This is a genomic window from Inquilinus sp. (assembly GCF_057815775.1).
In genome coordinates, this window is record NZ_JBYRFX010000388.1 from 1 (window position 1) to 2,435 (window position 2,435).

The 2,435-nt window shown below is 71.7% G+C and carries 4 protein-coding genes; all 4 read left to right on the plus strand.

Annotated features, from left to right (window positions below):
* Positions 1 to 238, plus strand: a 238-nt coding sequence (locus AC3XYG_RS14005) for a type III secretion system chaperone family protein (protein ID WP_489140453.1), incomplete at its 5' end; no start/stop codon positions are given.
* 236 nt (positions 239 to 474) lie between these two features.
* On the plus strand, positions 475 to 1,269 hold the full coding sequence (gene proC, locus AC3XYG_RS14010; protein WP_489140454.1) for a pyrroline-5-carboxylate reductase: 795 nt from the start codon (positions 475 to 477) through the stop codon (positions 1,267 to 1,269).
* A complete protein-coding gene (locus AC3XYG_RS14015; protein ID WP_489140455.1) occupies positions 1,269 to 1,763 on the plus strand; it encodes a YbaK/EbsC family protein in 495 nt (164 codons plus the stop codon). The genes proC and AC3XYG_RS14015 overlap by 1 nt, the downstream gene beginning before the upstream one ends.
* 80 nt (positions 1,764 to 1,843) lie before the next feature.
* Positions 1,844 to 2,435: TetR/AcrR family transcriptional regulator (locus AC3XYG_RS14020; RefSeq protein WP_489140456.1), on the plus strand; the 592-nt coding region annotated here is incomplete at its 3' end.

Here is a 2,435-nt window from a genome sequence, read left to right on the forward strand (position 1 = left end):
GCGGATGTGGCTCGGCCATTTCGATGTCGACTCCGAGGAGCTGACGCCGATGTTCCGGCACACCACGCTGCTGCGCGGCGCCCAGGCGGCGAGCGTCGAGCAGCTGGAGGATCTGGTCGACATCGCGCTGACCGAATGCGAGCGCTTCTACCCCGCCTTCCAGTTCATCCTGTGGGGCGACAAGACCGCCAGCGAGGCGGTCTCCGCCGCGATCCTGGACACGGTCGGCGAGGCCTGAGCCCACCCGACAGCGTCCGACGGCACGACAGGAACCAGCCCGGCTTCGCAAGGAGCCGGGCTTTTTCGTGTGGGCGGGGCGATGCCTCAGCCTACCCCGCACCTGAATCACAGGCGATGAGGCCGGCTCAACCGCCCAACCTGTCCGCCATGTCTCCGAACAGCCGTGAATGCCGCTTGCACCGGCCGGCCGCGGCGCCATGATGGCGCGGCTTGACGGAACGGGGAGCGACTGCGGTGACTGATCTTCTGCTGGTGGGCTGCGGCCGGATGGGAAGTGCGCTGGTGAAGGGCTGGCTGGCGGGCAACGCCGCCGACCGGATCTGGGTTGTGGAGCCGGCCGATCTCAGCCTCGCCGATCCGCGGCTGCACCATCTGCGCGATGCGGCCGAGCTGCCGGCCGACTTGGCGCCCGAAGTGGTGGTGCTGGCGGTCAAGCCGCAGATGATGCCGGAGGCGCTGCCGGCCTATGGCCGCTTCGCCGGGCCCGGCACCCTGTTCCTGTCGATCGCCGCCGGCCGCACCTTGGCCTATCTGCAGCAGGGGCTGGGGCCCGAGGCCGCTGTTGTCCGCGCCATTCCCAACACCCCCGCCGCGATCGGCCAGGGCATTTCCGTGCTGGTGGCGAATCCGGTGGCGACGGCGGCCCAGCGCGATCGGGCCGGCACCCTGATGCGCGCCGCGGGCCAGGTGGCCTGGATCGAAGACGACGCGCAGATGGATGCGGTCACCGCCGTGTCCGGCAGCGGCCCGGCCTACATCTTCCACCTGATCGAGACAATGGCGGAGGCCGGGCGCGTGGCCGGGCTGCCGGCCGACCTCGCCATGCAGCTGGCGCGACAGACCGTGGTCGGCGCCGGCGCCCTGGCCGGCGCGGCGGCGGAGAGCGCGGCCGAGCTGCGCATCGCCGTGACCAGCCCGAAGGGCACCACCCAGGCGGCGCTCGACGTGCTGATGGCGCCGGACGGGCTGCAGCCGCTGATGACCCGGGCCGTCGCCGCCGCCGCCCGCCGGTCGCGCGAGCTGGCCTGATGGCCACCAGTGCCGAACGCGTTGCCGCGGCCCTCGCCGCGCTGGGGCATGCGCCTGAGATTCGGGTGTTCGGCGAATCGACCCGGACCTCGGCCGATGCTGCTGCGGCGAGAGGCTGCGACGTGGCGCAGATCGCCAAGTCGCTGGTGTTCCGCACCCGCGGCAGCCACCGGCCGGTGCTGGTGATCGCCAGCGGCGTGAACCGGGTCGACGAGGCGGTGGTGGCGGCGGCGCTGGCCGACCGCATCGACGGCGCCCGGATCGAACGCGCCGATGCCGCTTTCGTGCGCGACACCACCGGCTTTGCTATCGGCGGCGTCGCCCCGGTTGGCCACGCCACGCCTCCATACGTGGTGATCGACCGCGACCTGCTGGCCCTGCCGGCGATCTGGGCCGCCGCCGGCACGCCGAACTCCGTCTTCGCCCTGACGCCGGCCGAACTGGTGACGCTGACCGGCGGCGTGGTCGCCGATGTGGCCAAGCGCCCGGCGTAACCGGGCTCGCCTTGCCGGCGAATTGCGCTAGATTGAGCCCGAATGCGGCCTGGAAGGCCTGACCCGCGAGGAGCTGGACCATGGCAAAGAAGGCCGATCTGCCGAATCATATCGTCACCACGGCGGTCGATCTCGCCGCGGAGAAGGGCTGGCGCGCCCTGACCCTGGCCGAGATCGCCGAGGCAGCGAAGGTGCCGATGTCGGCCCTGTACCGCCACTACCCGACCAAGGCGGATCTGCTGACCGGGCTGGGCCGCATGGTCGACCAGGCGGCGCTGTCCGAGAACCTGCCGGGCGAGGATGAAAGCCCGCGCGACCGGCTGTTCGACCTGATGATGCGCCGCTTCGACCTGCTGTCCGCCCATCGGGATGGGGTCAAGGCGATCCTGCGCGACCTGCGGCTCGACCCGCTGTCGGCGCTGATCCAGGCCCGCCAGCTCGAACTGTCGATGCGCTGGACCCTGCAATCCGCCGGCATTTCGGCTCGGGGCCTGCTCGGCCTGGCCCGGGTGCGGGCGCTCGGCCTGATCTACCTGCTGGTGCTGCGGGTGTGGGAGAAGGACGATTCGCCGGAACTCGACCGCACCATGAAGGCGCTGGACCAGCGCCTGCGCCAGGCCGAGCAGTGGCAGAACAGCTTCGGTCGCAGCCGCGCCGCGCGGGCCGTCGACG

Excerpts from the sequence above, each read along its gene's own strand:
- AC3XYG_RS14015 (WP_489140455.1), top strand. The coding sequence starts at position 1,269 with ATGGCCACCAGTGCCGAACGCGTTGCCGCGGCCCTCGCCGCGCTGGGG.